Raw genomic sequence first — 23,555 nt, forward strand, 5'->3', positions numbered from 1 at the left:
TCAAGACTATTCGTTTTTCAAGCTCAGAAAAGAGTACTTTTGATAAAAAACTTTTACCTCTCAACAGTCTAGGAAATTGTTGAGCAACCTTTCGGGGATGAGATTACGAACTAAAAATTTTCAAATTTTAGTTCGATCTCACTCCTTTTTTAATGTTACAAAAATAAAATTGCTCTGTAATCGTTATATAACAAGAATGACAAGTCAAAAGAGATTTCTTTAAAAGGATAGGATTTTCCCAGAAACTGTGTTATAATAAAGTGCAGTATATTTGATTAGAAATTCTTTGAAAGAGCTGAAAATGAAAAAAATTGTAATTAATGGTGGTCGCCCCTTAAAAGGAGAGGTGACTATTAGTGGTGCTAAAAATAGCGTAGTCGCTTTAATTCCGGCGACAATTTTATCTGATGAAATCGTGACATTGGACTGTGTGCCAGATATTTCCGATGTTGTGAGTTTGATTGACATTATGGAAGCTATGGGAGCTACTGTTGAGCGCCAAGATGATACGCTAAGAATTGATCCTCGTGGTATAAAAAATGTGCCAATGCCTTATGGTAAAATCAATAGCTTGCGTGCTTCTTATTACTTTTATGGTAGCTTGCTGGGCCGCTATGGCGAAGCAACAGTTGGTTTACCTGGTGGCTGTGATTTGGGTCCGCGACCTATTGACTTGCATTTGAAAGCATTTGAAGCCATGGGGGCTACTATGTCTTACGAGGGGAATTTCATGAACCTTTCGACAGGTGGTAAACATCTCCACGGAGCTAGTATATACATGGATACGGTAAGTGTTGGGGCGACCATTAACACCATGCTTGCGGCAGTAAAAGCAAAAGGGCGCACCGTTATTGAAAATGCAGCTCGTGAGCCTGAAATCATTGATGTAGCGACACTTTTGAATAATATGGGAGCACACATTCGAGGAGCGGGTACGGATATTATTGTCATTGAAGGTGTTGACAAACTTCATGGTACTCGTCATCAAGTCATTCCAGATCGAATTGAAGCAGGAACTTATATCTCAATGGCTGCTGCAATTGGTGAAGGTGTGCAAATCAACAATGTCCTTTATGAACACTTAGAAGGCTTTATTGCGAAATTAGAAGAAATGGGAGTTCGCATGACCGTTTCTGAAGATAGTGTGTATGTCGAAAAGCAACATGATTTGAAAGCAATTAATATTAAGACGGCTCCTTATCCAGGCTTTGCTACAGACTTGCAACAGCCTATTACGCCACTTTTGTTAACTGCTAAAGGACGTGGCTTAATTATTGATACGATTTATGAAAAGCGAGTAAATCATGTCCCTGAGTTAGCAAAAATGGCAGGAAAGATTTCAACGAGTGCCAATCATATTGCTTATGAAGGCTCTAATCAATTGCAAGGTGCAGCGGTCAAAGCGACTGATTTGCGGGCAGGAGCAGCACTTGTAATTGCAGGCTTGCTAGCTCATGGAAAAACCGAAATTACAAATGTAGAATTTATTTTACGAGGTTATTCAAATATTATTGAAAAGTTGACGAGTTTAGGAGCAGACATTCAGCTTGTCGAAGAATAGATTCGAAACAGCGTTGACATGATGAGGTGAAATAGCCCGGTTGGCGTACCAACTGGGTCTTATCTTTAGAGGTAAGATATGAATTTGTGGACAAAATTGGCGGAATTCGCCTTTATAGAAACAGAACATTTAGTATTACGTCCATTTTCCTTTATGGATAGTGAAGATTTTTATAAAATTGCCTCCAATCCTGAAAATCTACGCTTCATTTTTCCTGTGCAGGCTAATTTACAAGAAAGCCAACATGTATTGGCTAATTATTTTATGAAACATCCTCTTGGAATTTGGGCGATTTGCGATAAAGATTCTGGGCAGATGATTGGTTCTGTCAAATTTGAAAAGATAGACGAAATCAAGGGCGAAGCAGAGCTTGGTTATTTTCTTCGGCAGGATTATTGGGGACATGGTCTGATGACTGAGTGCGTCAAAAATATTGTTTATTTGGCATTTACACAGTTTGATTTGAAGCGACTTTATATTATAACTCATCTGGAAAACAAAGCCAGCCAAAGAGTTGCCGAGAAGACAGGATTTTCTTGTAGGCGGCAGTTCAAGGGGAGCGACCGTTATACACGTAAAATGCGGGATTATTTAGAGTTTTGCTATGAAAAAGGAGACTTTCATGAGTAAACATCAAGAAATTATCGCTTATTTGGAAGAATTACCAGTAGGAAAGCGTGTTAGTGTACGCAGTATTTCCAATTATTTAGGAGTAAGCGAGGGGACTGCTTATCGTGCAATTAAAGAAGCTGAAAATCGTGGATTGGTAGAAACACGTCCTCGTAGCGGAACGATTCGCGTAAAATCTCCCAAAGTAGAGCTGGAGCACTTAACATTTAAAGAAATTGCTGAAATTACGAAATCAGAAGTATTAGCTGGTCAAGACGGACTTGAAAAGGAATTCAGTAAATTCACAATCGGGGCAATGACCGAGAAGAATCTCTTACGTTACTTAACGGAAGGAGGCCTCTTGATTATTGGAGACCGCACCCGTATTCAGTTATTGGCTTTGAAGCATGAAAATGCTGTTTTAGTGACAGGTGGCTTAGAAGTGAGTTCTGATGTTTTAAAATTAGCGAACCGCCTAAGCATTCCTGTTCTAAGATCCCAACATGATACCTTTACAGTTGCAACGATTATCAATCGTGCTCTGTCCAACATGCAGATCAAAACAGATATTTTAACCGTGGAACAGGTTTATCGTGGTAGTCATGAGTATGGTTTCTTAAAAGATACAGATACCGTTCGTGATTTTATGGATTTGGTTCGAAAAAACCGTAGCAGTCGTTTTCCTGTTGTTAATCAGCATAATATGGTCGTTGGCGTGGTGACTATGCGTGATACTGGTGACAAGTCTCCTCACACTATTTTGGACAAAGTCATGACGAAAAATATCTATGCCGTCACTTTAAACACCAGTATTGCCAATGTTAGCCAGCGTATGATTACAGAAGATTTTGAAATGGTACCAGTTATTCGGAGCAATCAAACTCTTCTTGGAGTCATTACGCGTCGTGATGTCATGGAAAAAATGAGTCGGGAACAAATCTCCAGCCTACCGACTTTTAGTGACCAAGTCTCTCAAAAACTTCGTCATATCAACAATGAATTTTCTTTTGTTGTGGAACCTTTTATGTTAGAAAGTAACGGTGTTTTGTCTAACGGGATTCTAACAGAGATTTTAACGACAGCAACGCATCAATTCATGACATCTGGCAAGAAAAATATTATTATTGAGCAGATGATGATTTATTTCTTGCAAGCTGTTCAGATTGATGAAAGTTTGACACTTCGACCAAGAATTGTTCGACAAACAAGGCACTCTGCTATTTTGGATTACGATATTTATTTAAAACTTCAATTGGTTGCAAAAGCGACCATTACAGTAAAGATAAACTAATACCTCAGATATTAAGGAGAAAGAATGATAACTTTAAAATCACAACGTGAAATTGATTTAATGGAAAAAAGCGGCGCATTTCTCGCCAGTATTCATATAGGTTTAAGGGATTTGATTAAGCCAGGTATTGACATGTGGGAAATTGAAGAATATGTCCGCAGACGCTGCAAAGAAGATAATGCGCTTCCTCTTCAAATTGGCGTAGAAGGGAGCATCATGGACTACCCTTATGCCACTTGCTGCTCATTGAATGATGAAGTGGCACATGCTTTTCCACGTCATCAAAAATTGGTTGAGGGTGACTTAATTAAAGTAGATATGGTTGTTGGCTTGGTTGATAAAGCAGAATTGGATGTTTCTAAACTCGATTTCAACAATGTAGAGCAGATGAAACACTATACAGAAAATTTCCGTGGAGGTGTTGCGGATTCTTGCTGGGCTTATGCAGTTGGTCAAGTGAGTGAAGAAGTGCACCAACTGATGGACGTGACAAAAGAATGCCTTTATCGTGGAATTGAAGCTGCTCAAGTTGGCAATCGAATTGGTGACATTGGTGCAGCGATTCAAGAGTATGCGGAAAGTCATGGCTATGGTGTCGTTCGTGACTTGGTAGGACACGGTGTTGGACCAACCATGCACGAAGAGCCAATGGTGCCTCATTACGGATGCGCTGGACGCGGATTGCGTCTTCGTGAAGGCATGGTTTTGACAATTGAGCCAATGATTTCAACAGGTACTTGGGAGATTGACACAGATTTTGAAACGGGTTGGGCTCACAAAACGCTGGACGGTGGACTTTCTTGTCAATACGAACATCAATTTGTGATTACCAAAGATGGTCCTGTTATCTTAACCAGCCAAGGAGAAGAAGGAACTTATTAAAAATAAGAATGGAAAGGGGCTTTTTGCTCTGTATTCTAGTAGGAGACGAGATGAAAAAGTTTGTTTCTAAGATTGGACAGAATCCGTTTTTACAATCCTTTTTTAAATTTTATCAAGCATCCGAGATTGATTTGACAAGCATTGCAGTGGCTTATTATTTGCTGATTTCGATTTTTCCGTTGCTATTGATTGTTGTGAATATATTGCCTTATTTTCAAATTCCGATAGCAGAATTTTTGGAAGCAATGGAAGATGTTCTGCCTGAATCGCTGTATGAAGTCGTTGCAAAGGTTACCCGAAATTTGCTAACTCAGCCTTCTTCTGGCTTGTTGAGTTTTTCTATCCTTTCGGCTTTATGGGCATTTTCACAATCAATGTCATTTTTGCAAAAAGCATTTAATAAAGCTTATGGTGTTGCAAAAGATAGAGGTCTGATATCACATAGATTATTTAGTTTAGTCATTAGCTTGGGATTGCAATTCCTCTTTGCCTTGTCTCTTTTACTGACAATGTTTGGGAGAATGTCGCTTCGCTTGCTTCATAGCTTTTGGGAGTTTGATGATCAACTATATGCCAGTTTGCAAAGAATGACCCAGCCGACTATTTACACCTTGCTGTTTCTTTCTTTACTGATGCTTTATTACTTTTTACCCAATGTAAAAATCAGGAAAATTCGCTATGTTCTGCCGGGAACGATTTTTGTAGTTTTTACGATTGGAGTATTGTTAAATTTATTTTCCGTTTATTTGGACACTTATGTAAATCACTTAATGGATGTCCGATTTTTTAGTTCCATTTTTGTTGTCGTCGTCATGATTTGGTTTACCCTCATTGCCCAAATTATGATTATTGGGGCAATCTTAAATGCAAGTTACCAAGGTTGTCACGAAAAAGAATTTGAAACGAGACATAAACAACTGACAACGAGACTTATAAAAAATAAAGAGAAGTTCAAATAAAATTTCTTTTTTTGTGGTGTTTTTTGTTGCATTTGCAATAAAATGTGGTATAATATTGCTTAAGGAGGCAATATGACGATTTTGCGAGAGATTGGTATCATCGCTCGAGCGTTGGATTCAATGGCGAATATTGAATTTCGCCATGTTGATTTGGCCAAAGGGCAGTACCTTTATTTGGTTCGTATCGTAGAAAGTCCCGGTATTATTCAAGAAGAGCTTTCTGATTTGCTGAAAGTTGATCGTTCAACTGTTGCTCGCTCCGTCAAAAAATTAGAGAGTAAAGGTTTGATTGAAAGAAGAAGTGCAGCTGGAAATTTAAAAAATAAAGAGCTTTTTGCGACAGACACAGGAAAAAAACTTTATCCGTTTATCTTAGCAGAGCACACTTATTCTGAGCAGCAGGCTTTGACAGGATTTTCAAAAGAAGATTCTCAATTGTTAGAAGACATGTTAGCAAAGGTGCGACAGAATATTACTGATGATTGGGAATTGGTTAAAAAAGGACAAAAAAGAAATTATGGAGATGTGTAAAATGAAAGTCACAGTTGAAAATGAATTTTGGGAATTATTCCCTCAAGCACAAATTAGCATTATGGTTGTTAAAGGCTTGGATAATAGCGTTGACGAAAGCAAAGACCCTTATTTTAAATCTTTGTTGGACAAGGGAAGCAAGCGAGCAGAAGATTTTATCGTAGATGAAACCTTTACGCAAAATGACGTGATTCAAGAATGGCGCGGTGCTTTCAGTAAGTTTAAAACTAAAAAAGGTGCGCGTTCTTCTATTGAAGCTCTTTTAAAAAGGGTAAGTCAAGGTCGTGAGTTCAATCCAATCAATCCATTGGTGGATATTTATAACAGTGTGTCACTTTCCTATGCTGTTCCTTGTGGTGGTGAAGATATAGCTAAGATTCAAGGAGGCTTGCATCTTGGAAAAGCGCAAGGAGGCGAACCCTTCTTTCCACTTGGTGCAGAGACAGACGCACCAGCTCTTCCAGAGGAAATTATTTATTATGATGATGAAGGAGCTGTTTGTCGTTGTTTTAACTGGAGGGAAGCGCAACGGACAATGCTGACTGAAGACACAACGGATGCAGTATTAGTCATTGAAGCAATCAATGAAGACCAAGCTAAACGCGCGCAAGCAGCTATGCAGGAATTGCAAAGTTTAGTTGAAGATTATTTTGGAGTCAAAGGAGAAATCACTCATCTAACAATTGACAATCCAAGTGTAGACATTTAAGAAAAAAGAGCATTAAAGCTCTTTCAGATTGCGGGCAAACCACCATTTGAGGTAGGTTTGTCTTTTTAATTAGTTGATTTATTTTTAAATACAAAGACTTTACTAAAAACATAATTGAGCACAATAATAACGATTTGAGCAAATAAAGTTTCAATGGTATTAACTGCTTTGATGTCATTGTGGACAAATTGACCAATAATGTTAGGAAATGTTGTGACAAAAATGAATGTGAGTCCCATGTCCAGCAGAAAAGTGGAAAGTCGCGCAAGAGCAAATTTGACAAAACGAGCGCCCCAGCCCTTTCTTTGTTGCTTAAAAACAATCGTGTCATTTGTCGCAAAAGCAAAAAGAATACCAGCGATATTTCCTAAAGCTGTAGCAAGTAATTCATTGCTCGTCAAAGCGTAACAAAGCATACGAGTAAGGACGGCGACAACAGTTGTAGCAACACCGAAAAACAAATAAGATAAAATTTCGTTGTCAAAAAAGTGTTTAACATATTTTTTCATAGATTTAGTCTATCATATTTGCAAAAAATGTGCTATACTTGAAAAGCTGTATTCGTTTTGTCAATACAGCCCTTGGCGCTTAGTTCCCTTTCGTCAAGCATATTACACGCGGTTTAGCCGCTAAAGGAGAAAACATGGAAAAAATTACTGTTCGTGATATGGCTCAGATTGCTCTTGTTGCTGCGATTTATGTCGCACTAACAATGACACCGCCTCTGAATGCTATTAGCTACGGTGCCTACCAATTTCGGATTTCTGAAATGATGAACTTTATGGCTTTTTATAAACCAAAGTACATCATCGGAGTCACGTTGGGGTGTATGATTGCAAATTTATTTAGTTTTGGAATCATCGATGTCTTTGTCGGTGGTGGCTCAACTTTGGTCTTTTTGAGCTTAGGTGTGTATTTCTTTAGAAAATACATGCATGAATACTTGTTTAATGGACTGATCAATAAAGCTTTCTTTTATTTTGCGATTTTCTTTCCACTTTCTATGGTTACCATTGCAGCTGAATTGTATCTTGTCGCTAAAGCACCGTTCTTTTTGACTTGGTTTACGACAGCAGTAGGAGAGTTTGCTTCACTCATCATTGGTGGAATTTTAATGGACAAGCTAAATAAGCGGATTGATTTAGGAAAATAATTTTCGTTAATATTAGATTCAATAAAAAATATGCCCAAAAATTCTTCGGCATATTTTTGTTTATCTAGAAATTAAAAAATATAAGACCATATCGTTTTATGATTTTTGTAAAAACAATGAATTTTCTAGCTAAGTTTATTTTGCACCTAATAATTGTTCTTTACAATGGACGAGTTCAGTTATAAGGGCACAGTATGGCGTGTCTACACCATATTGTTGTCCCTTTCGTGCAATAGCTCCGTTGATATAATCAATTTCTGTCAAACGATTGTGCTCGTTCAAATCTTGATACATTGACGGATAATGCAAGCCAATTGTATCGCGATTATAACAATTCTTTTCAATGTAGTCCACGGTTTCTGTGACATTCAAGTCTACATTTTCGTGTTTTGCAACTTCTGCAAACTCGCTAACAATTTTCACAACAATATTATGTGCAGGAGTAGTGTCTCCAAAGTCTGCCATATTAGCAAGCAAAAGGGTACACAAACTATTCATCGTTCCGTTGACACAAGCTTTTTTATAAATGGCATATAAGATATTTTCTGTGTATTGCGCATTTAATCCGGCAGAATTCAAGGTTTCAATGACTTTATAAGCTGCTTGTTCGGCTTTTGGATCTGCGACTAAATTCTTCAAAGCGATTGAGCCATTTCCAAATAATTTTGCACGTCCAGGTTCTTCCATACCAGCAGTCCACATGGTATTTCCAATCATAATTTGATTTCTTGGGACATATTTTTCAATGACTTCTTCGTGACCAATCCCATTTAATAGACAGAGAACAGCTGTATTATCATGTATCAAAGGTTGAATATCTGCTAACATCGCTTCTAGCTGCATGGCTTTTGTAAACAGAATAATTAAGTCATTAGATAAGGTTGGATCTACTTCGCTTTGCAAATAGATGGGCAACTTGGCAACAACTTCTTCGCCGTTTAAGTTAGCTTGTAAGCCATCCTTTTGGATAGCTGTGACATGTTCTTTCCAACCATCTACTAAAGTCACTTTATGCCCTGCTCGATGCAACATCAGAGCAAAGCGGCTACCCATGGCACCGACACCTGCAATTGTAATATTCATACTAACAATTCTCCTAGCTTTTTTATTTATAGTATATTTTACTTCTTTTATGTATTTTAATCAATTAAATTTTGGAAATTTATCATATTTGATGTGATGATGATTATTTTTCTGCTATTTTACATTTTTGTCTAATTTTTTGTAAAGAATATAGGTAAGAATGCTGTAGAAACGCATGAATTATGATAAAATAGAACTATGAAAGACAGAATGTTAGAACTGGTGAAGTTGCTCAATCAGTATGCTCATGAATATTATACGACTGATAATCCAAGCGTATCAGATAGTGAATATGATAAGTTGTATCATGAATTATTAGATTTAGAAAAGCAGTATCCAGAGTTCGTTCAGCCTGATAGCCCAACTCATCGTGTGGGAGGTAAGGTTTTAGAAGGTTTTGAAAAATACCAACACCAGTATCCGCTCTATAGTTTGCAGGATGCTTTTTCACGTGAAGAGTTAGATGTATTTGATGCACGGATTCGGAAAGATTTTCCAGATGTTAGCTATCTATGTGAACTAAAAATTGACGGCCTCTCTGTTTCTCTCATGTATGAAAAGGGGATTTTAGTTGCAGGAGCGACTCGCGGAGACGGTTCTGTTGGGGAAAATATCACAGAAAATCTGAAAAGAGTGAAAGATATTCCTTTAAAGTTGCCAAGCGAAGTTGATATGACTGTTCGTGGGGAATGTTACATGCCACGCAGCTCTTTTGACGCGGTGAATCAGCTACGCCAGGAAAACGGAGAACCAGAATTTGCTAATCCGAGAAATGCAGCGGCAGGAACATTGCGTCAGTTGGATACGGCGATTGTTGCCAAGCGAAATCTTGCAACCTTTCTCTATCAAGAAGCCAGTCCGACAAGTGCGACGAGCCAAGAAGCTGTTTTAAATCAGTTATCTAAAAATGGATTCAGTGTGAATGAGCGGCATATTTTGGCACATTCGATGGATGAAGTGTGGCAGTTTATTGGACAAATCGCTCAAGAACGCGACCAGTTACCGTATGATATTGACGGTGTTGTAATCAAGGTAAATGATTTGGCGGTACAAGAAGAGCTTGGTTTTACCGTAAAAGCACCTAAATGGGCGATTGCTTACAAATTTCCAGCCGAGGAAAAAGAAGCGCAGCTTTTATCAGTTGACTGGACGGTTGGGCGGACTGGAGTTGTTACGCCGACCGCCAACTTGACGCCTGTGCAATTAGCAGGGACAACGGTCAGCCGAGCCACTTTGCACAATGTAGATTACATTGCTGAAAAAGATATTCGCAAAGACGATACAGTTATCGTTTATAAGGCGGGCGACATTATTCCGGCTGTTTTGCGAGTGGTTGAAAGCAAGCGCCAATCAAAAGAGAAATTGGAGATTCCAAAGAATTGTCCAAGTTGCAACAGCGAGTTGATTCACTTTGAAGATGAGGTTGCTTTGCGCTGTATCAATCCACGTTGTCCTGCACAAATCAAAGAAGGCTTGATTCATTTTGCTAGTCGCGATGCCATGAATATCACAGGTCTTGGTCCTGCTGTTGTAGAAAAGTTATTTGATCAGCAGTTGGTAAATGATGTGGCTGGCATTTATCGCTTGACTGTCGAAGATTTGCTGCAATTGGAAAATTTTAAGGAAAAATCAGCTAATAAGTTGTATACTGCTATTCAGGCTTCCAAGGAAAATTCTGCCGAGAAATTATTATTTGGTTTGGGCATTCGCCATGTTGGAAGTAAAGCCAGTCAGATTTTGCTAGAGCATTTTCATGATTTGGAGCAATTAGCAAAAGCAGAAAAAGAAGAAATTGCTGCGCTGGATAGTCTAGGAATGGTGATTGCTGAGAGTCTTTCCAGCTATTTCGCACAAGAAGGAACTCATATTTTATTATCGGAATTAAAAGAAGCGGGGTTAAATTTCACTTACCTTGGCGAAAAAGTGGCAGCAGATGCAGCGCTTTCTGGATTGACCGTTGTTTTAACAGGAAAATTGGAACGACTGAATCGTTCAGAAGCAAAAGCGAAATTAGAAAGTTTAGGTGCAAAGGTGACGAGCTCGGTATCTAAGAAAACAAGTCTAGTCGTTGCCGGAGCAGATGCAGGAAGTAAATTAACAAAAGCTCAAGAGTTGGGCATAACCATTCGTGATGAAGCTTGGCTTGAGAGTTTATAGAGGTTTGTATGGAAACAGCTAGAAAAAGAGCACGATTGATTTATAATCCGACCTCTGGTCAGGAAATTATTAAAAAAAATATCGCAGAAGTTTTAGACGTTTTAGAAGATGTGGGCTATGAAACAAGTGCTTATCAGACAACCCCAGCTCCTTTATCAGCTCAAAATGAAGCTGAGAGAGCGGCTAAAGCAGGATTTGATTTAATTGTTGCGGCTGGTGGAGATGGAACGATCAATGAAGTGGTCAACGGAGTGGCACCGTTGGAAAATCGTCCAAAGTTGGCGTTTATTCCAACTGGTACGACCAATGATTATGCACGCGCCCTCAAGATTCCAATGGGGGATCCAGTGGCAGCTGCGCGGATTATTGAAAAAAATCAAACCATAAAAATGGATATTGGTCAGGCTTATGGGAAAAAATATTTTATTAACATTGCTGCAGCGGGAACTTTGACAGAATTGACCTATAGTGTTCCAAGTGAAGTCAAGTCACGTCTAGGCTACCTTGCCTATGTCGCAAAAGGAGCAGAAATGCTGCCAAAATCTAAATTACGCAAGGTACACATTGAACATGACCACGGTGTGTTTGAAGGTAAGGTCTCTTTGATTTTTGTTGCCTTGACAAATTCAATCGGCGGTTTTGAAAAATTAGCGCCAGATACAGTGCTAGATGATGGTAATTTTACCTTGATTTTGGTGAAAACTGCTCGGTTGTTTGATATGTTGGCGTTGATGATTCAAGCAATCAATGGTGGTCAACATGTGACAGATGTGAATGTAGAATATTTAAAAACAAGTAAGTTAAAGTTAGAAGTTTTAGACAAAAAAGCCCCATTCATGTTAAATTTGGATGGCGAATATGGTGGAGATACTCCTGTTGAATTGGAAGTTCTTCATAACCATTTAGAATTTTTTGCAAATATTGATGAGATTAGCGATAGTGCTTTGTCATTGGAGAATAAAGAATAATCAGGAGAATATGATGTTAGACTATCGTGTCTTAATCCATTACCATAATCAATTAGGAAATTATGCAGCCTATAATATGTGGAAATGGCAAATGAATAAATGGGGAGAAGAGAGTACTTTTTCCCAGTATGATGATTTCGGGATTCAAGGAACCTTGTCCTATAAAAGCGAACAAGCTTTGAGTAATGTCCATGTCATTGTAAAAACAACCGATTGGTCTCACCAGTCGGTTGACTATTCCATTCAGTTGTTACCATCTCATTTAGTGACTGAGGTTTGGATTATAGAAGGAGACAGTCAAGTTTATTATTCTAGGCAGGCTGCTATGACTAGTCCATATTATGCAAAGCAAGATCCTCATGCTTTTGATATGGCATTAGACAGCAAACATTTTGATCAGCATTGGGGGTATCAAGGTTGGCTAGGTTGTCGGTATGATGGTAAAAAAGCTGAATTTAAACTCTGGGCACCGACTGCAAAAAAAGTTCAGCTAGTAGTCTACAAGAATAGCACTAACAAAGCGAAAATCTGGAAGGTCTACGACTTACAAAGAGGAGAAGATTTTTCCAAAGATCATGCTAAAAATACAATCGGAATTTGGTCTCGAGTGATTTCAGATGACTTGGCAAATAAAGCCTATCAGTACCAGCTAGAGTTTGAACATCACAAAACAGTAACACGCGATCCGTATGCGGAAGCCGTAACGGAAGATGGAAAGCGTTCTGTCATTTTATCGCCTGCGGAGCGAAATCCAAAACATTTCCAAGTGAAACAAGGGCAACAGGCAATTTGGCGTCTAAAGAATCCTTGTCAAGCTGTTATTTATGAGATGCATGTACGAGATTTGACGAAGTCTAGCAGTTCTGGCGTGTCTAAAAAACACCGAGGAACCTTTTTAGGGGCTTGTCAAAAAGGAACCAAAAATCGATCTGGCCAGGCGACGGGATTTGATTATATCCAATCTTTAGGTATCAATGTTGTACAATTGCAGCCCATCTCTGATCGACATAAAGAGTATGATCAAGACGGAAATGTAATGTATAATTGGGGCTATGACCCTCAAAATTACAATGCTCCTGAAACGAGTTTTTCAACAGATCCAGCAAATCCATCTCAAGGAATGCGGGATTTAAAAACGATGATTCAAGCCTATCATGATGCGGGCATTTCCGTAGTGATAGATGTTGTATACAACCATATTTATTCGACTCATGATTCACCGTTTCAACAAGCAGTGCCTGATTATTACTATCGAATGAATCCAGACGGATCTTTCCAAAATGGAACAGGTGTGGGGAGCGAGACAGCCAGCGAGCATGAAATGTTTCGTAAATATATGATTGATTCTATCCTTTATTGGGTAAAAGAGTATAATATTGATGGTTTTCGTTTTGATTTAATGGGCATTCATGATATTGAAACGATGCGTCAAATTCGGGAAGCGTTAGATAAAATTGACCCGAGAATTCTCACATACGGTGAAGGTTGGGATATGGGGACAGGATTGCTTCCGCTTGACAAAGCCAAAAAAGATAATGCCTTTGAATTACCTAATATCGGATTTTTCAACGATACTGAACGTGATGCTATCAAAGGCGCAGAGGTTTATGGTGGTTTGAAAGCTGGCTTTGTAAGTGGTCAAGCGACAGAATCAATTGTTGCCAAGGCAATTCTAGGAAGTAGTGAACTAGGAACCTATCTGGAGCCAAAACAAGTTGTTAATTATGTAGAAGCGCATGATAATTACAATTTGCACGATTTGTTAGCTGAACTGCACCCAGATGATGATGAATTGACTCGTACTAAGCGGATTGAATTAGCAACTGCGATGAATCTCCTCTTGCAAGGCATGAGTTTTATGGAGTTGGGACAGGAATTTTCACGTAGCAAACTAGTGGCAACTGGAGCAAATGGAAATACCATTCAGGCAGATCATAAGCGCGCTATGAACAGTTATAACGCTCCCGACGTTGTCAATCAAGTAGACTGGGATTTATTAGCTCATCATCAAGAAAGTATCAACTATATCAAACAGATGATTCGTTTAAAAACGACAACAAAAGAATTTTCTTACCAGCATTATGATGACATTTACCAGCATGCCTTTGTACATTCAGCGCATTCCGGAAGTGGAATTGTCATTTTTGAAGTGAAAGATGATAATTATTACCTCGTAATTTTTAATGCAAGTGGTGATAGATACAATATTGAAGATATTGGAAATTTGAAACTTGTAGCTGGAAATAGTCGTCAAGTTAGCGATTCTTTTGTTGAGGATCTGACAGCTACAGTCTTTGAAGTCGTAGAATGGTAATATCAAAAGGTGTCAAGATTTTTTCTTGACACCTTTTCTTTCTTGTGATAAAATAGAGTATGTTGGGAATAGCTCTGCTATCCCTAAAAATAAAAAAAGAAAAGAGAAATTTTTAAAATGGCAGTTAAAATCCGTTTAACTCGTATGGGTTCTAAGAAAAAACCTTTCTACCGTATCAACGTAGCAGACTCACGTTCACCTCGTGACGGACGTTTTATCGAAACAGTTGGAACATACAATCCACTTGTTGCTGAAAACCAAGTAACTTTAAAAGAAGATCGTATTCTTGACTGGTTGTCAAAAGGTGCTCAACCTTCTGATACTGTTCGTAACATTCTTTCAAAAGCTGGTGTGATGAAGAAATTCCACGATTCTAAATACTCTAAATAATAGAAGTGCAGGTTGACTATGGATACGATTGAAAATCTTATTATTGCGATAGTGAAACCTTTGATTTCACAACCAGATGCTTTAACTATCAAGATTGAAGATACACCAGAATTTTTGGAATATCATTTAGATCTTGACCCTAGTGATGTTGGACGTGTAATCGGTCGTAAAGGTCGCACGATCTCTGCGATAAGAACGATTGTTTATTCTGTCCCAACCGAAGATAAAAAAGTCAGAATTGTTATTGATGAGAAATAAAAATGGAGCCATTCAGGCTCTATTTTTTTAAAATCTATATAGAAAGCATGTTTGAATTTTATATTAAAAATCCCAATTCTTCTAATGCTTTTTCGACATAGTCTAAATCTTGTTGCGAATCAGCTTCTACTAGATGATAATGGACACCGTCTGTCAATTCAGATAAACCGCGGAAATTGGTCTCGTGAATTTGTTGAATGAAATGCTGAACATCTCTGCGACAAGTTAATTTCAGATAGGTTTGAATTTCCCCATAAACGGGATGCTCTACCATAATATTTTGAACTCGTCCACCGTTATCTACAATTGCCAGTAATTCCACTTCAATATCTTCAATCGTATGCTTAACTTTAAAAAGCTGGTGATAATATTTAGCAGTATCATTCGTTTTGTAAATATAGCCTCGATTTGTACTAATAATAGGGGCGCCATCTGCTCGTAAAACGGCAATGTCTTGTACAATGATTTGTCGAGTAACATGGAATTTCTCTGCTAAAATTTGTCCATTTAAGGGAGTTTCCGCAGTTTTTAAAAGCTGTAATAAATCTGTTCTTCTTTGTTTTATCATAAATTCATTGTAGAATAAATCTGTTAAATATTCAAGATTTAGCGGATTTTTTGTAGAGCTTTATAGATAAATTGTGCAATGATAAAATCAACGATACTATGAATAATAGTTCCAACTCCTACGAGGATGAAAAGCAGATAAAACATATTTGCTGGAAAAGAAGTTGAGGCGTAAAAGATGAGGCAAGCAAGGACTTCAGCAATTGCATGAATAAAGGCAAGGACAATATTAAGAATCCAAGTCTGGATTGGTTTATCTAAAGCTTTAGGATATTTTTTTAGATAAAGAGCGCCTACCAAGCCGAAGAATATGTGCGACAGGGCGCGAAGAACGATAACAATGGGATAACCAGCTACTAAAAAACCAAAAGTAGATCCTAGAATAACGATCAAAGCCATTAACGGCGAGATAAACATGGCTAAAAAGATGGGAACATGGCTTGCCAAAGTGTAGGATGCAGGTGGAATAATAATTTTTGCAGGCATAACCATCGGAATAACAATAGCTAGTGCAGTCAAGAGAGCTGTAAGAGTTATAAATTGATTTTTTGTTTTAGGTTTCATAATTTTCTCCTTTTTACTGTATATACACAAGTATAGTATACTGTTTTTTCAGATAATGTCAAGAGAAAATTTTGATAGAATAGGACAGAATTCCTAAACAATCTGTGTCATTTCTGTTAGAATGTCAGTAAGAGGAGAATATTATGATAGATGTAAAGAAACAACCAGAGTATATTTCCATTGATTCTTCCTTACGTTTGCGAAAGTATGATGGACAAGCTCATCTCGCCTTTTCTTGGTATCAAGACCCTGAGGTGATTCATTTGATAGATGGTAGTCGAGAGCTTTACACGCTTCAACGAATCAAGAAAATGTATGATTATCTTACTCAGCGTGGAGAAGTGTATTTTATTGAAGTTTTGACAAATGCAGGTTGGCAGCCGATTGGTGATGTGAGTTTTTGGCAAGAGGACATGCCGATTGTTATTGGCAATTCAGCTTATCGTGGTCAGGGAATCGGGAGGACAGTTGTTCAGGCATTGGTTGAACGCGGACGCAAGTTGGGTTATAAGCGCTTGTATGTTCAAGAAATCTATGATGACAATGAAGCTTCTAAGAAGATGTTTGAGTCAGTAGGGTTTTATCCTTTGGAAAAGACTGAAAATGGGCATCGCTATGCTTTGGATTTGACGCTTCCTTTGTCAGCTATTCAACCAAGTCAATTTTATCTTTCTGAGAAGAAATTAGAGCAGGTACAGGCATGGTTTGATACAAAGGACATAAATGCTTTAAAGCCTTTACCAATTAAGCGATGGAAAGATAAAATCTTTTTCACTGATGGACATAGCAGAGCATTTATAGCTTATCAAGCTGGTTTTGAATAGATTCCAGTTTATGCAGAAGAGGACGATTTGAATTGGGATTTCTATTACTATTGCCTTCAAACTTGTGAAAAAATGGGAATTTTTACGATAAAAGATTTAGAAAATCGTATCTTGCCTGAGTCGGATTATAGGAAAAAATGGTTGGATTGGTGCCAGCGAGTCGCGAAAGATTTTGAAGAATAAATAGTGATTATGTTATAATAATCAAGAAAACACTTTCACATAGAAGAGGTCAAAAATGATTTATGAATTTTGTGCAGAAAATGTGACTAATTTGGAAAAAGCCATGCAGGCTGGTGCTCGACGAATTGAACTTTGCGATAATCTAGCAGTTGGCGGAACAACGCCTAGTTACGGTGTCATAAAAGCGGCTGTTGAGCTAGCAAAACCTTACAATGTGACCGTTATGACGATGATTCGTCCACGCGGGGGAGACTTTGTATACAATGACTTGGAAATGGAAATCATGCTAGAAGACATTCAAATGGCGCGCAGCGCTGGGACACACGGACTTGTTTTTGGTGTTTTGACAAGTGCTAATAAAATTGATTATCCAAAAATGGAAAAATTATTAAAAGCCTCGCAAGAGCTGGAAGTCGTCTTTCACATGGCTTTTGACGCCATTCCAAGAGAACATCAATTTAGTGAAATGGACTGGCTAATGGAACATAGCGTGAAACGGATTCTAACTCACGGTGGACTGGCAGAAGGGCCTATTCAAGAGCATTTTTCTTGGTTATATGAATTGATAAATCATGCAGCTGGTCGGATTGATATTTTACCAGGAGGCGGTATTACGGTTGATAATCGTGATGAAATTGTTGCAAAGCTCGGCGTCAATCAACTTCATGGTACCAAAATTGTATTTTAGAAAGTGAAGATCATGTTAGACTTATTTGAGAAATATCAAGCAAATCCAGAAAAATTACAGGTATTTGGTTTTGAAAAAAGAGGAGAAGAGTTTGTTTATTCTCAGGAAATAATGAATGGTGATTTTCTGTTACAGCTAAAACTGCAGGGTGAGAAGCTGGACTATCAAGTGTTTGACCAAGAGACTGGTGATGAATACGTACAAGTCAAAATGGAGACTATGACGGGTGAATTTGTCGGTCAAGTCCGTGAAGCCTGTCAGGAGATTTTTTTGACGATTCGAGCTAATTGTTTTGAGGAAGTTGGCTTTCTTTATGAACAGAGTAGCCGCTTGCAGGAGTACGTAGCAAGAATCTATGACGGAAGACTGGAATATCTCTGGGGGAATTCTTCAAAACATAGCAATCTTCATGCTGGTGTTTTTCGACATCAGGATACTAAAAAATGGTATGGCATTTTTATGACGATAGACTGGTCGAAGTTTGAAAATGGCAAAACTGGTCAAATAGAAGTGCTGAATGTCAAAAACAATCAAGTAGCTAATTTGCTTAAGAAAGCAGGAATTTACCCAGCATTTCACATGAATAAAAAATATTGGCTGAGCCTGCCCTTGGATGATACTTTGACGGATACAGAACTTTTTTCCCTTTTAGATAAGAGTTTTGAATTGACCCAAAAGAAATGAGGAACACAGTTAGGTTGCGCTAGCTGCGTTTTATTTTTACAGATAATGCAACAAAATAATGTATAATGGTAATTAGTAATAGCAGAGGAGAAAATATGAATCTTATCAGAAAATTGGGCTGGTTTTTCAAACTGGAGAAAAAACGTTATATTATCGGAATTCTAGCCTTGTCTTTGGTTAGTGTTTTTAATTTAATTCCTCCTAGAGTAATTGGTGTGGTCATTGACCGTATTGCTAGTCGAAATCTAACATCAGAGCAATTACTTTTAAATCTTTCACTTTTGGTTGCTTCGGCCTTTATTATGTATGGTCTGCGTTATCTTTGGCGGCTATATATCTTTGGCACAGCAAATCATTTGGGACGACTTTTACGTTCTCAACTCTTTGAGCACTTTACCCAAATGGCACCATCTTTTTACCAAAAATATCGAACAGGAGATTTGATGGCGCATGCAACGAATGACATTAATGCAGTTGTAAGTGTGGCAGGTGGGGGTGTCATGTCGGCGGTAGATGCCTCTATCACAGCACTGGTAACTCTGCTGACCATGTTTTTTGTTTTAGACTGGCGCTTGACTTTGATTGCTATTCTGCCATTGCCATTTCTTTCCTGGGGAACCAGTTTAATTGGACGAAAAAATCATGAGAGCTTTAAAGCGGCTCAGGAGGCCTTTTCTGACTTGAATAACAAGGTACAGGAAAGCATTTCAGGGATTAAAGTAACGAAATCTTTTGGCTATCAAAAAGCAGAAAGTCACTCTTTTGCTAAGACAAATCAGGATGTCTATGAGAAGAATATTTTAGCTGCTAAATATAATTCCCTCTTCGACCCTATGGTTCTGATTTTCATCGGCTTATCTTATGCATTAACCTTGATTTTTGGGGGAATGTTCATCTCTAGAGGACAATTTACAGTTGGAGAGTTAGTGACATTTATTACTTATCTAGATATGCTGGTATGGCCTTTGCAGGCGATGGGCTATCTCTTCAACATCAGCCAAAGAGGAATGGTTTCTTATGAACGGATTGAGCGACTATTGGCAGAAAAATCTGATGTCAAAGAGACCAAAAATCCCGTTTTCCCTATACAAAATGGTCGTTTGGTCTATGATATTCAGCATTTTTCTTATGAGAAAGCAGCCACTTTATCCAATATTCATTTTGCATTAGAAAAAGGGCAGACGCTAGGAATTGTTGGACAAACAGGTTCTGGCAAAACAACACTATTACGCCTGCTCATGCGAGAACGGGATATTCAAGAAGGTGCTATTTATCTGAATGATCATGATATTCGAGATTATAGCTTAAATGATTTGCGGAGTTTGATTGGTTACGTGCCGCAAGAACAGATTCTTTTTGCAATGTCGATTGCGGACAATATTCGTTTTGCAAATCCAGACTTGTCAGATGACGAAGTGATTCAAGCTAGTAAACTTTGTGGTCTTTATGAGGATATTATTGCCATGCCAGAAGGCTTTCAAACGATTGTCGGTGAACGAGGGGTATCGCTTTCAGGAGGTCAAAAGCAACGATTAGCGATGAGTCGAGCGCTCGTTCTGAAACCAGATATTTTAATATTGGATGATTCTTTGTCTGCTGTTGATGCTAAAACAGAGCATTTGATTTTGGAAAATCTCAAGGAAGAACGAGACGGCAAGACGACGATTATTACTGCTCACCGATTATCAGCAGTTGTTCATGCAGATTTGATTTTGGTGATGGAGAATGGACGCATTAAAGAGCGTGGCACTCACCAAGAATTGCTGGCTCAAAACGGTTGGTATGCGCATACTTATCACAACCAGCAACTGGCAGAAAGTCTGAAGGAGGAGTAATCATGAAAAAACAAACAACTTTTCATCGCCTTCTGACTTATATGTGGCGTTATAAATGGGTGAGCATTTTGGCACTTGCTTTTATCTTTGCGACAACTTTGGTGACGACAGCTTTGCCACTTTTGGCCCGGTATTTTATTGACCATTTTATCAGTCGTCGTCAGATTATGGCTGGTTTTTATATTTTGATTCTTTATTATGCTCTCTTTCTTTTGAGGGTACTATTTACTTTCTTAGGACAGTATTCTTTTGCCCGTGTGGCATATAGCATTGTTCGCGATCTGCGTCAGGAGAGTTTTGAAAATATTGAGCGACTACGTATGGCTTATTTTGATCAAACGGCTGCTGGAGCGATTGTTTCCCGTTTAACGAATGATACACAAGCGGTAGCAGATATGTTTAGTAGCATATTTTCAAGTTTTTTAAGTTCCATTTTTATTCTTGTTGTAACAGTGGTGACGATGTTTACCTTGAATTGGCGCTTGACAGGACTTATTGTACTCTTTTTACCAGTCATGCTGGGTTCCATTTTACTTTATCAACGCTTATCTAATCGTCTCCTCAAACTCGTCCGAAGCAAACTGAGTGATTTGAATGTTAAACTTTCTGAAAGTATTGAGGGAATGCGAATTATTCAGGCATTTAGTCAGGAAAAACGTCTAATAAATGAATTTGAAACAATTAACGGCGAGCATTTGGAGTATACAGTTCGCTACCTCAATATCAATAGTCTTTTTCTGCGTCCAGCTATGTCTTTGCTAAAAATTTTAGCTTATGCAGTTATTTTAGCTTACTTTGGCTTTACTTGGCAGGTTGCAGGAGTGACAGCAGGAGTGACAGCAGGAGTCATGTATGCTTTTATCCAATATGTCAATCAACTTTTTAATCCTCTGATTGATTTGATGCAGAATTACTCTGTTTTACAGACATCTATGGTGGCTGCAGACCGTGTTTTTGCAATCATAGACCGCAGAGACTATGAGCCCAATCAAGCTAATCTTCCATTGGAAATTACAGCTGGGAATATTGAATTTCGTCATGTTTCCTTTTCATACGACGGCAAGCGTGATGTTCTGAAAGATATTTCATTTTCAGTCAAGCAGGGGGAAACAATCGCCTTTGTCGGTGCGACTGGCTCAGGCAAGTCTTCGATCATCAATCTCTTTCTGCGTTTTTATGAATTTGAAAGAGGAGAAATTTTAATTGATAATCAAAACATTAAGGATTACAGTCAAGCTGAATTACGCCGCAATATTGGTTTAGTTCTTCAAGATCCTTTCCTCTATCACGGTACCATTGCTTCTAATATCCAAATGTATCAGGAAAATATGAGTCGAGAAGATATTGTAGAAGCTGCTAAGTTTGTGGATGCTCACGACTTTATCACTCAGCTTCCTGCAGGTTATGACAGTCCAGTAACCGAGCGAGGTGCGACTTTTTCAAGCGGACAAAGACAACTATTGGCTTTTGCGAGAACAATTGCTAGCAAGCCCAAAATCTTGATTTTGGACGAAGCAACTGCTAATATTGACTCAGATACCGAAGAACTTATCCAAACTTCGCTGAAAAAAATGCGCCAAGGACGAACAACGATTGCCATTGCTCACCGTCTGTCTACCATTCAGGACGCTAACTGCATTTATGTCATGGAGCAGGGACGTATCATTGAATCTGGCACACACGAAGAGCTTCTAGCGCTTAAGGGGACTTATTATAAAATGTATCAATTGCAGGCTGGAATGATGAAAGAAGAGTGATATGTTAAAGAAGGAGGCTGGGCAAAAAGTGTCCCAGCTTCTATCAGATTTAGTAATAAACAAATAACGCAGTAGGTGATTGGACTACGAACTAAAAATTTTCGATTTTTAGTTCTGTCACACTCCCTTATAAATATTCATTTAAATGTTGTAAGACTTTTTCTAGATCCTCGTATTTAATTTTTGCGTATTGATAAGGACAATCCTGTATATAACTTGCTTCAAAAAAATCCAATGGCAGATTGCTATGTTTGAGGGAGCTGACAGATTTAAGTCCACGTAGATCTAGTAAGATACCATCTCTATTGATAAAGTAGGAAAGTTTGAGCTGATTTTGGCTTAAAAGTTTTCTAGCTCTCGTCAATTCTTTTTCTTGTTGATTGAGCAGAGAAAGACGATTTTTTTCAAACATGAGATTGTCAATATAAAGGGATAGAGCTTTCTGCATGATGAGATTGCTGTCGTAGTCTACTGCTTTTTTGTAGGCTATAAAAGTGGGCTGAATAGCTGGAGGAAATAGCAGAGCTGTTATCCGAAGGGCAGGGAAGAGGCTAGTAGAAAAAGATTTGATATAGATGACATGCTGGCTGTCGTCCAAGTAATGAAAGGTTAGTTCGCGTTTGCTGTCAAAGTCAGCCAAATAATCATCTTCTATGATATAAACATCATAAAGCCGAGCAAGACGAATGATTTCTTCCTTCTCCTTTCGACTGTAAGAATGCCCCAAGGGATAATGAAAGCGTGGGATAGTATAGAAGAATTTGATACGACCAGATTGAAAAATCCTCTCCAATTCTCCTAAATCAATTCCTTCTGGAGTTCGCTCAATTGTTTGATAAGGAAGTTTTTGGGCAGTTAGCAAATCATTTATCCGATGATAGGTAGGCTGTTCAACTAGAATTTCATATTTTTCATTTGGAAAGGCAATTTGCGAAAGAATATAAAGAGCCTGCTGGGTACCAGACGTCAGAACAAGCCTGTCAGCAGAGGTGTAGATAGCTGAATCTAGAAGCAGCTGCTGGACAGATTGTCGCAAATCCTCTAGCCCCTCTTGTTGCGAGTAGTAGTTAAAAAGATAATTCTCACGTCCAATCAGCGTTTCATTGAGACAAAGTCGAAAGTCTTCATAAATTTGGTAGTGGTCATCTCTGACGGTTAGCTCCATGTCCTGCTGATCCTCCAGACTATTTTCCAACACATAGTAGCCACTTTTAGGAACCGCATAGATATACTTTTGATATTTCAATTCCATTAGCGCCTTTTGAGCTGTATCCTTGCTACAGCGATAGTATTCTGCCAGCTGACGGACAGAAGGAATCTTTTGTCCCTTGGACAATTTCCCACTTTTAATATCTTGGCTAATCTGATCTACAATACATTGATACTTAGGTTTTATCATCTTAACTGTCCCCATACAGAAGAATTTTTCTCTATTGTAGCGTATTTTGAAATCTTTTACAATCAGGAAATGATAGTTTGGATTGTGTAGGATTCCCCCATAGATTTCTCCCTACCAATAATTAATGTAAAAGAAATTTAATGAAATAGTTATCTGAGTAATACATTAGCGGAATTGTAATTTAGGCTG

22 protein-coding genes, 1 pseudogene and 1 riboswitch are annotated in these 23,555 nt (G+C 38.3%); of the genes and pseudogenes, 18 read left to right on the forward strand and 5 right to left on the reverse strand.

What is annotated here, in order from left to right; all coding sequences use genetic code 11:
* Positions 1-301: 301 nt before the first annotated feature.
* The 7 genes from EHW89_RS04085 to EHW89_RS04115 all read left to right on the forward strand — a co-directional run bounded on the left by EHW89_RS04085 (position 302) and on the right by EHW89_RS04115 (position 6,542).
* On the forward strand, positions 302-1,561 hold the full coding sequence (locus EHW89_RS04085) for a UDP-N-acetylglucosamine 1-carboxyvinyltransferase (RefSeq protein WP_126466829.1): 1,260 nt from the start codon (positions 302-304) through the stop codon (positions 1,559-1,561).
* Positions 1,562-1,639: 78 nt separating this feature from the next.
* On the forward strand, positions 1,640-2,191 hold the full coding sequence (locus tag EHW89_RS04090; protein WP_126466831.1) for a GNAT family N-acetyltransferase: 552 nt from the start codon (positions 1,640-1,642) through the stop codon (positions 2,189-2,191).
* Positions 2,184-3,461: a CBS-HotDog domain-containing transcription factor SpxR gene (gene spxR, locus EHW89_RS04095; RefSeq protein WP_162614537.1), complete on the forward strand. Its 1,278-nt coding sequence runs from the start codon at positions 2,184-2,186 to the stop codon at positions 3,459-3,461. Before EHW89_RS04090 ends, spxR begins: the two co-directional genes overlap by 8 nt.
* 24 nt (positions 3,462-3,485) lie before the next feature.
* Positions 3,486-4,343 carry a methionyl aminopeptidase gene (locus EHW89_RS04100; RefSeq protein ID WP_126466835.1) on the forward strand — a complete coding sequence of 286 codons (858 nt, stop codon included), beginning with the start codon at positions 3,486-3,488 and terminating at the stop codon, positions 4,341-4,343.
* 50 nt (positions 4,344-4,393) lie between these two features.
* Positions 4,394-5,302 carry a YihY/virulence factor BrkB family protein gene (locus EHW89_RS04105; RefSeq protein WP_003024700.1) on the forward strand — a complete coding sequence of 303 codons (909 nt, stop codon included), beginning with the start codon at positions 4,394-4,396 and terminating at the stop codon, positions 5,300-5,302.
* A gap of 72 nt (positions 5,303-5,374) precedes the next feature.
* The gene (locus EHW89_RS04110; RefSeq protein ID WP_126466836.1) at positions 5,375-5,833 is read left to right on the forward strand and encodes a MarR family winged helix-turn-helix transcriptional regulator; all 459 of its coding nucleotides are present in this window, start codon (positions 5,375-5,377) and stop codon (positions 5,831-5,833) included.
* Between the two features lies 1 nt (position 5,834).
* Positions 5,835-6,542, forward strand: coding sequence for a B3/B4 domain-containing protein (locus EHW89_RS04115; protein WP_126466838.1), 708 nt, complete (start codon positions 5,835-5,837; stop codon positions 6,540-6,542).
* 65 nt (positions 6,543-6,607) lie between these two features.
* Here EHW89_RS04115 and EHW89_RS04120 read toward each other — a convergent pair whose 3' ends face one another.
* Positions 6,608-7,051, reverse strand: coding sequence for a GtrA family protein (locus tag EHW89_RS04120; protein WP_022526909.1), 444 nt, complete (start codon positions 7,049-7,051; stop codon positions 6,608-6,610).
* A gap of 28 nt (positions 7,052-7,079) precedes the next feature.
* Positions 7,080-7,188, forward strand: a riboswitch (PreQ1 riboswitch).
* Between EHW89_RS04120 and EHW89_RS04125 the strand changes: the two genes are divergently transcribed.
* Positions 7,186-7,695, forward strand: a complete 510-nt coding sequence (locus tag EHW89_RS04125) for a QueT transporter family protein (protein WP_126466841.1) — start codon at positions 7,186-7,188, stop codon at positions 7,693-7,695. It overlaps the preceding riboswitch by 3 nt.
* 135 nt (positions 7,696-7,830) lie before the next feature.
* Here the strand turns inward: EHW89_RS04125 and EHW89_RS04130 are convergent, their stop codons facing one another.
* Complete coding sequence (locus EHW89_RS04130) at positions 7,831-8,778, reverse strand: 2-dehydropantoate 2-reductase (RefSeq protein WP_021001645.1); 948 nt, start codon at positions 8,776-8,778, stop codon at positions 7,831-7,833.
* A 198-nt stretch (positions 8,779-8,976) separates the two neighbouring features.
* Here EHW89_RS04130 and ligA point away from each other — a divergent pair, with 198 nt between their 5' ends.
* The 5 genes from ligA to kphA all read left to right on the forward strand — a co-directional run bounded on the left by ligA (position 8,977) and on the right by kphA (position 14,865).
* Positions 8,977-10,935 carry an NAD-dependent DNA ligase LigA gene (ligA, locus tag EHW89_RS04135; protein WP_126466843.1) on the forward strand — a complete coding sequence of 653 codons (1,959 nt, stop codon included), beginning with the start codon at positions 8,977-8,979 and terminating at the stop codon, positions 10,933-10,935.
* A gap of 8 nt (positions 10,936-10,943) precedes the next feature.
* A complete protein-coding gene (locus EHW89_RS04140; protein ID WP_003029816.1) occupies positions 10,944-11,903 on the forward strand; it encodes a diacylglycerol kinase family lipid kinase in 960 nt (319 codons plus the stop codon).
* A gap of 13 nt (positions 11,904-11,916) precedes the next feature.
* Positions 11,917-14,217 carry a type I pullulanase gene (gene pulA / locus EHW89_RS04145; RefSeq protein ID WP_126468061.1) on the forward strand — a complete coding sequence of 767 codons (2,301 nt, stop codon included), beginning with the start codon at positions 11,917-11,919 and terminating at the stop codon, positions 14,215-14,217.
* 117 nt (positions 14,218-14,334) lie between these two features.
* Entirely contained in the window at positions 14,335-14,607 is a 273-nt protein-coding gene (gene rpsP, locus EHW89_RS04150) for a 30S ribosomal protein S16 (protein WP_003024685.1), read from the forward strand.
* An 18-nt stretch (positions 14,608-14,625) separates the two neighbouring features.
* Positions 14,626-14,865, forward strand: coding sequence for an RNA-binding protein KphA (gene kphA, locus EHW89_RS04155; protein ID WP_003001620.1), 240 nt, complete (start codon positions 14,626-14,628; stop codon positions 14,863-14,865).
* A 58-nt stretch (positions 14,866-14,923) separates the two neighbouring features.
* Here the strand turns inward: kphA and EHW89_RS04160 are convergent, their stop codons facing one another.
* Positions 14,924-15,433 (reverse strand): transcription repressor NadR, encoded by a 510-nt coding sequence (locus EHW89_RS04160; RefSeq protein ID WP_003033213.1) that lies wholly within the window; start codon positions 15,431-15,433, stop codon positions 14,924-14,926.
* A 38-nt stretch (positions 15,434-15,471) separates the two neighbouring features.
* The gene (locus tag EHW89_RS04165; protein WP_003033204.1) at positions 15,472-15,996 is read right to left on the reverse strand and encodes an ECF transporter S component; all 525 of its coding nucleotides are present in this window, start codon (positions 15,994-15,996) and stop codon (positions 15,472-15,474) included.
* 143 nt (positions 15,997-16,139) lie between these two features.
* On the opposite strand from EHW89_RS04165, the pseudogene EHW89_RS04170 reads away from it, so the two are divergent.
* From EHW89_RS04170 to EHW89_RS04190, 5 genes and pseudogenes are all read left to right on the forward strand, one after another.
* Positions 16,140-17,003: pseudogene (locus EHW89_RS04170) on the forward strand (GNAT family N-acetyltransferase).
* Positions 17,004-17,058: 55 nt separating this feature from the next.
* Positions 17,059-17,691 (forward strand): copper homeostasis protein CutC, encoded by a 633-nt coding sequence (locus tag EHW89_RS04175; protein WP_126466845.1) that lies wholly within the window; start codon positions 17,059-17,061, stop codon positions 17,689-17,691.
* Between the two features lie 12 nt (positions 17,692-17,703).
* On the forward strand, positions 17,704-18,375 hold the full coding sequence (locus EHW89_RS04180; protein ID WP_126466847.1) for an MmcQ/YjbR family DNA-binding protein: 672 nt from the start codon (positions 17,704-17,706) through the stop codon (positions 18,373-18,375).
* A gap of 95 nt (positions 18,376-18,470) precedes the next feature.
* On the forward strand, positions 18,471-20,210 hold the full coding sequence (locus EHW89_RS04185) for an ABC transporter ATP-binding protein (RefSeq protein WP_126466849.1): 1,740 nt from the start codon (positions 18,471-18,473) through the stop codon (positions 20,208-20,210).
* A 2-nt stretch (positions 20,211-20,212) separates the two neighbouring features.
* The gene (locus EHW89_RS04190) at positions 20,213-21,967 is read left to right on the forward strand and encodes an ABC transporter ATP-binding protein (RefSeq protein WP_126466850.1); all 1,755 of its coding nucleotides are present in this window, start codon (positions 20,213-20,215) and stop codon (positions 21,965-21,967) included.
* Positions 21,968-22,094: 127 nt separating this feature from the next.
* On the opposite strand, the gene EHW89_RS04195 is transcribed toward EHW89_RS04190, so the two are convergent.
* Positions 22,095-23,381 carry an aminotransferase-like domain-containing protein gene (locus EHW89_RS04195; protein ID WP_126466852.1) on the reverse strand — a complete coding sequence of 429 codons (1,287 nt, stop codon included), beginning with the start codon at positions 23,379-23,381 and terminating at the stop codon, positions 22,095-22,097.
* Positions 23,382-23,555: the final 174 nt, after the last annotated feature.

The organism is Streptococcus periodonticum (assembly GCF_003963555.1).
GTDB lineage: Bacteria > Bacillota > Bacilli > Lactobacillales > Streptococcaceae > Streptococcus > Streptococcus anginosus.

Excerpts from the sequence above, each read along its gene's own strand:
- spxR (WP_162614537.1), top strand. The coding sequence starts at position 2,184 with ATGAGTAAACATCAAGAAATTATCGCTTATTTGGAAGAATTACCAGTA.
- rpsP (WP_003024685.1), top strand. The coding sequence starts at position 14,335 with ATGGCAGTTAAAATCCGTTTAACTCGTATGGGTTCTAAGAAAAAACCT.
- EHW89_RS04120 (WP_022526909.1), bottom strand. The coding sequence starts at position 7,051 with ATGAAAAAATATGTTAAACACTTTTTTGACAACGAAATTTTATCTTAT.
- EHW89_RS04140 (WP_003029816.1), top strand. The coding sequence starts at position 10,944 with ATGGAAACAGCTAGAAAAAGAGCACGATTGATTTATAATCCGACCTCT.
- EHW89_RS04125 (WP_126466841.1), top strand. The coding sequence starts at position 7,186 with ATGGAAAAAATTACTGTTCGTGATATGGCTCAGATTGCTCTTGTTGCT.
- EHW89_RS04165 (WP_003033204.1), bottom strand. The coding sequence starts at position 15,996 with ATGAAACCTAAAACAAAAAATCAATTTATAACTCTTACAGCTCTCTTG.
- EHW89_RS04130 (WP_021001645.1), bottom strand. The coding sequence starts at position 8,778 with ATGAATATTACAATTGCAGGTGTCGGTGCCATGGGTAGCCGCTTTGCT.
- EHW89_RS04115 (WP_126466838.1), top strand. The coding sequence starts at position 5,835 with ATGAAAGTCACAGTTGAAAATGAATTTTGGGAATTATTCCCTCAAGCA.
- pulA (WP_126468061.1), top strand. The coding sequence starts at position 11,917 with ATGTTAGACTATCGTGTCTTAATCCATTACCATAATCAATTAGGAAAT.
- EHW89_RS04105 (WP_003024700.1), top strand. The coding sequence starts at position 4,394 with ATGAAAAAGTTTGTTTCTAAGATTGGACAGAATCCGTTTTTACAATCC.
- EHW89_RS04175 (WP_126466845.1), top strand. The coding sequence starts at position 17,059 with ATGATTTATGAATTTTGTGCAGAAAATGTGACTAATTTGGAAAAAGCC.
- EHW89_RS04190 (WP_126466850.1), top strand. The coding sequence starts at position 20,213 with ATGAAAAAACAAACAACTTTTCATCGCCTTCTGACTTATATGTGGCGT.
- EHW89_RS04100 (WP_126466835.1), top strand. The coding sequence starts at position 3,486 with ATGATAACTTTAAAATCACAACGTGAAATTGATTTAATGGAAAAAAGC.
- EHW89_RS04195 (WP_126466852.1), bottom strand. The coding sequence starts at position 23,381 with ATGGGGACAGTTAAGATGATAAAACCTAAGTATCAATGTATTGTAGAT.
- EHW89_RS04185 (WP_126466849.1), top strand. The coding sequence starts at position 18,471 with ATGAATCTTATCAGAAAATTGGGCTGGTTTTTCAAACTGGAGAAAAAA.
- ligA (WP_126466843.1), top strand. The coding sequence starts at position 8,977 with ATGAAAGACAGAATGTTAGAACTGGTGAAGTTGCTCAATCAGTATGCT.
- EHW89_RS04090 (WP_126466831.1), top strand. The coding sequence starts at position 1,640 with ATGAATTTGTGGACAAAATTGGCGGAATTCGCCTTTATAGAAACAGAA.
- EHW89_RS04085 (WP_126466829.1), top strand. The coding sequence starts at position 302 with ATGAAAAAAATTGTAATTAATGGTGGTCGCCCCTTAAAAGGAGAGGTG.
- EHW89_RS04180 (WP_126466847.1), top strand. The coding sequence starts at position 17,704 with ATGTTAGACTTATTTGAGAAATATCAAGCAAATCCAGAAAAATTACAG.
- EHW89_RS04160 (WP_003033213.1), bottom strand. The coding sequence starts at position 15,433 with ATGATAAAACAAAGAAGAACAGATTTATTACAGCTTTTAAAAACTGCG.
- EHW89_RS04110 (WP_126466836.1), top strand. The coding sequence starts at position 5,375 with ATGACGATTTTGCGAGAGATTGGTATCATCGCTCGAGCGTTGGATTCA.
- kphA (WP_003001620.1), top strand. The coding sequence starts at position 14,626 with ATGGATACGATTGAAAATCTTATTATTGCGATAGTGAAACCTTTGATT.